4 protein-coding genes and 1 rRNA gene are annotated in these 6,764 nt (G+C 56.0%); 2 read left to right on the top strand and 3 right to left on the bottom strand.

Annotation, left to right across the window (positions count from 1 at the left end):
• Positions 1 to 109: ribosomal RNA gene (rrf, locus tag ACJ8HA_RS20915) — 5S ribosomal RNA — on the top strand; the annotation flags it as partial.
• A gap of 367 nt (positions 110 to 476) precedes the next feature.
• Here rrf and actP read toward each other — a convergent pair.
• The 3 genes from actP to acs form a co-directional block, all read right to left on the bottom strand.
• A complete protein-coding gene (gene actP, locus ACJ8HA_RS20910) occupies positions 477 to 2,129 on the bottom strand; it encodes a cation/acetate symporter ActP (protein ID WP_004930048.1) in 1,653 nt (550 codons plus the stop codon).
• Positions 2,126 to 2,437 carry a DUF485 domain-containing protein gene (locus ACJ8HA_RS20905; RefSeq protein ID WP_004930047.1) on the bottom strand — a complete coding sequence of 104 codons (312 nt, stop codon included), beginning with the start codon at positions 2,435 to 2,437 and terminating at the stop codon, positions 2,126 to 2,128. Before ACJ8HA_RS20905 ends, actP begins: the two co-directional genes overlap by 4 nt.
• A 92-nt stretch (positions 2,438 to 2,529) precedes the next feature.
• Positions 2,530 to 4,488, bottom strand: a complete 1,959-nt coding sequence (acs, locus tag ACJ8HA_RS20900; protein ID WP_025304955.1) for an acetate--CoA ligase — start codon at positions 4,486 to 4,488, stop codon at positions 2,530 to 2,532.
• Between the two features lie 901 nt (positions 4,489 to 5,389).
• On the opposite strand from acs, the gene gltP reads away from it, so the two are divergent.
• On the top strand, positions 5,390 to 6,706 hold the full coding sequence (gene gltP / locus ACJ8HA_RS20895) for a glutamate/aspartate:proton symporter GltP (RefSeq protein WP_043142347.1): 1,317 nt from the start codon (positions 5,390 to 5,392) through the stop codon (positions 6,704 to 6,706).
• Positions 6,707 to 6,764 lie beyond the last annotated feature (58 nt).

The raw sequence follows: 6,764 nt of genomic DNA, 5'->3' as shown, positions 1-6,764 counted from the left end.
GCAATAGCGCGGTGGTCCCACCTGACCCCATGCCGAACTCAGAAGTGAAACGCCGTAGCGCCGATGGTAGTGTGGGGTCTCCCCATGCGAGAGTAGGACACTGCCAGGCATCAAATAAAACAACAAGCCTCATGCGAAAGCATGGGGCTTGTTGTTTTGTCTGTTATCTGGCGTTCTGCACGAGCATGGGCATCCTGAGACGAATTGTGTAGGACAAATCCGCCGGGAGCGGATTTGAACGTTGCGAAGCAACGGCCCGAAGGGGGGCGGGCAGGACGCCCGCCATAAACTGCCAGGCATCAAATAAAGCCGAAAGCCCTGAACTGACGTTCAGGGCTTTTTGCTATGCGTAAAACGTAAAAAAGCGCAGCTACGCTGCGCTGCTCTCCCCAGCTTATCTCCGACAGACAGCCAGAGAAAAGGCCCCGAAGGGCCTTTGATTAGGGTGTGTTTGCTTTTTTTCACTTATTATTCGATTAATGCGAGCTGCCCTGAGAGATACCCAGCCCGGTTTGCGAACGGACAAACTGCGCCCGGAAGCGTTCCCGCTCCTGCTGTCCGGCCAGCGAGCTGTCGGTGATCGAGAACAGCCAGGTGCCGACAAAGGCCACGATCATCGAGAACAGCGCCGGATATTCATACGGATAAATCGGTTTTTCATGGCCGAGGATCTGCACCCAGATTGTCGGGCCGAGGATCATCAGAATTACCGCCGTTAACAGACCCAGCCAGCCGCCAATCATCGCGCCGCGGGTCGTCAAACGCGACCAGTACATCGACAGGATGATGATAGGGAAGTTACAGCTGGCGGCGATGGAGAAGGCCAGTCCGACCATAAAGGCGATATTCTGCTTCTCGAACAAAATCCCCAGGGCAATGGCGACCAGCCCCAATACCACGACGGTGATCTTGGAGACCTTCAGCTCGTCACGCTCGGTCGCCTTGCCGTTTTTAATCACGCTGGCGTACAGGTCATGGGACACGGCCGAGGCGCCGGCCAGCGTCAGGCCTGCGACGACTGCCAGAATGGTGGCGAACGCCACCGCCGAGATAAAGCCGAGGAAGAAGTTGCCGCCAACGGCATTGGCCAGATGCACCGCCGCCATGTTGGTGCCGCCCAGCAGCGCGCCGGTGGCGTCTTTGAACGCCGGATTGGCGCTGACCAGCAAGATGGCGCCGAAGCCGATGATAAAGGTCAGAATATAGAAGTAACCGATAAAGCCGGTGGCGTAGAACACACTCTTGCGCGCTTCCTTGGCGTCACTCACGGTGAAGAAACGCATCAGGATGTGTGGCAGACCGGCGGTGCCGAACATCAGCGCCAGGCCAAGCGACAGCGCGGAAATCGGATCGGAGACCAGCCCGCCGGGGCTCATGATGGCGATGCCTTTCGGATGCACCTTCACCGCTTCGGCGAACAGGGTATTGAAGTCGAAGTTAACCGACTTCATCACCATCAGCGCCATAAAGCTGGCGCCGGCCAGCAGCAGCACCGCTTTGATGATCTGCACCCAGGTGGTGGCCAGCATGCCGCCGAACAGCACGTACAGCACCATCAGGATGCCGACCAGGATCACCGCCACATGGTAGTTGAGCCCGAACAGCAGCTGGATCAGCTTGCCGGCGCCGACCATCTGCGCGATCAGATACAGCGCCACCACCACCAACGAGCCGCAGGCCGAGAGGGTGCGGATCGGTTTCTGCTGCAGACGGTAAGAGGCGACATCGGCAAAGGTATAACGGCCGAGGTTGCGCAAACGCTCCGCGATCAGGAACAGAATGATCGGCCAGCCGATGAGGAAGCCGATGGAGTAAATCAGTCCGTCATAGCCCGAGGTGTAGACCAGGGCGGAGATACCGAGGAACGAGGCGGCGGACATGAAGTCACCGGCGATCGCCAGCCCGTTTTGCAGGCCGGTGATGCGCCCGCCCGCGGTGTAGTAGTCCTGACGGGAACGGGTGCGTTTGGAGGCCCAATAGGTGATGTAGAGCGTGGCGCCGACAAACAGGATAAACATCACGATCGCCTGGATGTTCAGCGGCTGGCGATGCACCTCGCCGCCAATGGCGTCGGCGCAGGCCAGACCGGGCAGCAACAGCAGCGCGGCGGCGGACAATAAGCGCTTCATTGTTTCACCTCACGCAGAATCTCTGCGGTGAGGCGATCGAATTCGCCGTTGGCGCGAAACACGTAGATCCCGGTCAAGACGAAAGAGATCACGATCAGCCCGACGCCGACCGGGATCCCGCGGGTGATGGTCGATCCGGCGGCGATCGGCGTGCCGAGCCATTGCGGATCGAAGGCGATCAACAGAATAAAGCCGACGTACAGCGCCAGCGTAATCAGTGAAAGCAGCCAGGCGAACCGGCCGCGTTTTCTCACCAGCTCTTTAAAGCGCGGGTTTTCTTCAATCCCTTGATAAATGGTGTCATTCATCAGAGTGTCTCCAGTCGGTATTGAGAGAGTACGCCGCGCCAGGGCCGCTCAACGGTGCGTGATCCGGATTGAGCGGCCTGAAGCGGCATAAATTATGACGGCACTTTCATTGATTGTTTTTCTTCCAACAGCTTGTCGACGACGGCCGGATCCGCCAGCGTAGAGGTATCCCCCAGGTTGCTGGTGTCGCCGGCGGCAATTTTGCGCAGGATACGCCGCATGATCTTGCCGGAGCGCGTTTTGGGCAGCGAATCTGTCCAGTGCAGTACGTCCGGCGTGGCGATCGGCCCTATCTCTTTGCGCACCCAGTTGCGCACTTCGGTATAGAGCTCCGGCGTCGGTTCTTCGCCGTGGTTCAGCGTGATGTAGGCGTAGATCGCCTGGCCTTTGATGTTATGAGGAATGCCGACCACCGCCGCTTCGGCGATTTTCGGGTGCGATACCAGCGCGGACTCAATCTCGGCGGTGCCCAGACGGTGGCCGGAGACGTTCAGCACGTCATCGACGCGGCCGGTGATCCAGTAGTAACCGTCTTCGTCGCGGCGTGCGCCGTCGCCGCTGAAGTACATGCCTTTGAAAGTCGAGAAGTAGGTTTGCTCGAAGCGGTCATGATCGCCGAACAGGGTACGCGCCTGGCCCGGCCAGGAATCGACGATCACCAGGTTGCCTTCGCAGGCGCCTTCCTGCGGTGTGCCGACGTTATCGACCAATGCCGGCTGTACGCCGAAGAAAGGCCGCGTAGCAGAACCGGCTTTCAGCTCGGTGGCGCCAGGCAGCGGGGTAATCATGAAGCCGCCGGTTTCGGTTTGCCACCAGGTGTCGACGATCGGGCACTTTGCATTGCCTATCTTGTTGTAGTACCACTCCCAGGCTTCCGGGTTGATCGGCTCGCCGACCGAGCCCATGATACGCAGCGAATCGCGTCGTGTGCCCTCGATCGCCTTGTCGCCTTCGGCCATCAGGGCGCGAATGGCGGTCGGTGCGGTATACAGAATGTTGACCTGGTGCTTGTCGATCACTTGCGACAGGCGATTAACGCCCGGATAGTTAGGCACGCCTTCGAACATCAGCGTGGTGGCGCCGCAGGCCAGCGGGCCGTACAGCAGATAACTGTGGCCTGTGACCCAGCCCACGTCGGCGGTGCACCAATAGATGTCGCCGTCGTGGTAGTCGAACACATACTTAAAGGTCATCGCGGCGTAGACCAGGTAGCCGCCGGTGGTGTGCAGCACGCCTTTCGGCTTGCCGGTCGAACCGGAGGTATACAGGATAAACAGCGGATCTTCGGCGTTCACTTCTGCCGGCGGGCAGTCGGCGGAGACGCCCTGGGTCAGCTCATGCCACCACAGATCGCGCCCTTCCTGCCAGTAGCCCGGTTTCCCGGTGCGTTGGAACACCACGACGTTGGCCACGCTGACTACGCCGGGATTTTTCAGCGCATCGTCGACGTTCTTTTTCAGCGGCACGGCACGGCCGGCGCGCAGACCTTCATCGGCGGTGATCACCAGCCTGGCGTTGGAGTCGATAATGCGTCCGGCGACCGCTTCCGGCGAGAAGCCGCCGAAGATCACCGAATGTACGGCGCCGATACGCGCGCAGGCCAGCATCGCGACCGCCGCTTCCGGCACCATCGGCATATAGATAGCCACCACGTCACCTTTTTTCACGCCGAGCTTTTTCAGCACGTTGGCGAACTGGCAGACGTCATGGTGCAGCTGTTTGTAAGTCACCTTTTTGGATTGGGTCGGGTCGTCGCCTTCCCAGATAATGGCGGTCTGGTCGCCGCGCTCGGCCAAATGACGATCCAGACAGTTGGCCGCCAGGTTCAACGTGCCGTCTTCAAACCAACGGATGCTGACGTGGCCCGGATCGAACGAGGTGTTTTTGACTTTGGTATAGGGTTTGATCCAGTCCAGGATTTTGCCATGCTCACCCCAGAAAGCCTCTGGGTCTTGAACCGACTGTTGATAATACTGTTGGTATTGTGCCGGATTAATCAGGGCGCGTTCTGCAATTGCAGAAGGAATAGCGTGTTTATGCAGTTGGCTCATAGCTTTTCTCCTTGAAGTTGTTAATGATATGTCAACTGAAGGTTAAGTATAGTTTGCTACGATTCTTTGTTTCTTTTTTGCGCGGCAGATCACGCAACAAAGATATTGATTTGTAATCGTTCTGTCGCATTTGCAGGGCATATCTATCTATTTGGCGCTTAAATCCTCATAAACCCACGTTTTTAACCAAAAACACTTATCTAAAGAACAAAAAAGAATAAAAAAAGGCGAGGGTATTTGCCTCGCGCTTAATAAGGATGGGAGAGACCAGCATTATTTCGCGCTATAAATCTTTTTTGATTATTTTTCGCTATTAATATTCGAAGTTGGTATTAACGCGATATAACGATGGACGGCACATCGTGAAATAACGTTCTATTAATGCTTCATACCTGATGAAAACTCGGGAAATACCCTGTGGCATTCATCCTGCGGTATCGTTCGATTTTTAATCTAAATATAAAATGGCGCTGCATTTATGGGTGAAAATGTCACTCGGCCAATTCCCATTTATTTGACTTTTGAGTAACAAAATATAAACATTCGGTGCGGACTAAATATGCAGAATGGACGAAAAATAACGCATTTTAATCGCGTTCAAAAAAACGTCACCGGCGCGGTTATGTGCTTCATTATCTGAAAAATTATGTTTTTAATAACAAGCAATTATGCCATTTGAAATAGTTACGCGAAATTTTTGTGATTCGATTCAGCGCTCAACCCTGACAAATCAAGGCTTGCAGAGCATGCCGCCCGGATGATACAGATTTATACTGCGTCGCACCCAGGGCAGGTGAACGCTTCCACTGAATTAACATAAGCCTGTAATAAATGATTAAGTATTCTTTTCGCCGTGTTGCGACTTTGTACGGCGCAAAGAGTCTTTGAGGACTTTTTGGGTATGAAAAGTGTAAAAATTAGCCTGGCTTGGCAAATCCTGATCGCGTTGGTACTGGGTATTATTGTTGGCGCGGTATTGCACAACCAGACAGAATCTCGTGAGTGGCTGGTCAGCAATATTCTCAGCCCGGCGGGTGATATCTTTATTCGTCTGATCAAGATGATTGTGGTGCCGATTGTTATTTCCACGCTGATCGTCGGTATTGCCGGCGTAGGCGATGCGAAAAAGCTGGGCCGCATCGGATTGAAAACCATTATTTACTTCGAAGTGATCACCACCATCGCCATCGTGGTGGGGTTGACGCTGGCCAACGTATTCCAACCCGGCCACGGCATCGACATGTCGACGTTGACCACGGTGGACATTTCGCAGTATGAGAAAACTACCGAACAGGTGCAAAGCGGTTCGCACAGTCTGGTGGCGACCATTCTGTCGCTGATCCCATCGAACGTCTTCTCGTCGATGGCCAAGGGCGACATGCTGCCGATTATCTTCTTCTCGGTGCTGTTCGGTCTGGGGCTGTCGTCGTTGCCGAAAGAGACCAAAGAACCGTTGCTGAAGGTGTTCAAGGCGGTGTCCGAGAGCATGTTCAAAGTCACCCACATGATCATGCGCTATGCGCCGATCGGGGTATTCGGTCTGATTTCGGTCACGGTAGCCAACTTCGGTTTCGCTTCGCTGCTGCCGCTGGCCAAGCTGGTGCTGCTGGTATACTTCGCCATCGCGTTCTTCGCCCTGGTGGTGCTGGGGGCGGTCGCCCGGCTGTGCAACCTGCGCATCTGGACGCTGATCCGCATCCTGAAAGACGAACTGATCCTGGCTTATTCCACCGCCAGCTCGGAAACGGTGCTGCCGCGCATCATCGAAAAGATGGAGGCTTACGGCGCGCCCAAGTCGATCACTAGCTTCGTGGTGCCGACTGGCTACTCCTTTAACCTGGATGGCTCGACGCTGTACCAGAGCATCGCCGCTATCTTTATCGCCCAGCTGTACGGCATCGAACTGTCGTTGGGGCAGGAGATCGTGCTGGTGCTGACGCTGATGGTGACCTCGAAAGGGATCGCCGGCGTGCCGGGGGTCTCGTTCGTGGTGCTGCTGGCGACGTTGGGCAGCGTCGGCATCCCGCTGGAAGGCCTGGCGTTCATCGCCGGCGTGGACCGTATCCTGGATATGGCGCGTACCGCGCTGAACGTGGTGGGCAACGCGCTGGCGGTACTGGTGATCGCCAAGTGGGAGCACCAGTTCGATCGCAAGAAGGCGCTGGCTTACGAAACGGAGTTTCTGGCGCAGAAGGTGAAGCCGGCCAACCAGGCCTAATCACGAGTATCGCCGACGTTAAAAACGCCCCAGGCAGTTGTGCCGGGGCGTTTTGTTT

Source organism: Serratia sp. CY33802, assembly GCF_052169095.1.
In the GTDB taxonomy this organism is placed as follows: Bacteria; Pseudomonadota; Gammaproteobacteria; order Enterobacterales; family Enterobacteriaceae; genus Serratia; species Serratia bockelmannii.
This window is presented reverse-complemented; position numbering and strand designations above follow the sequence as displayed.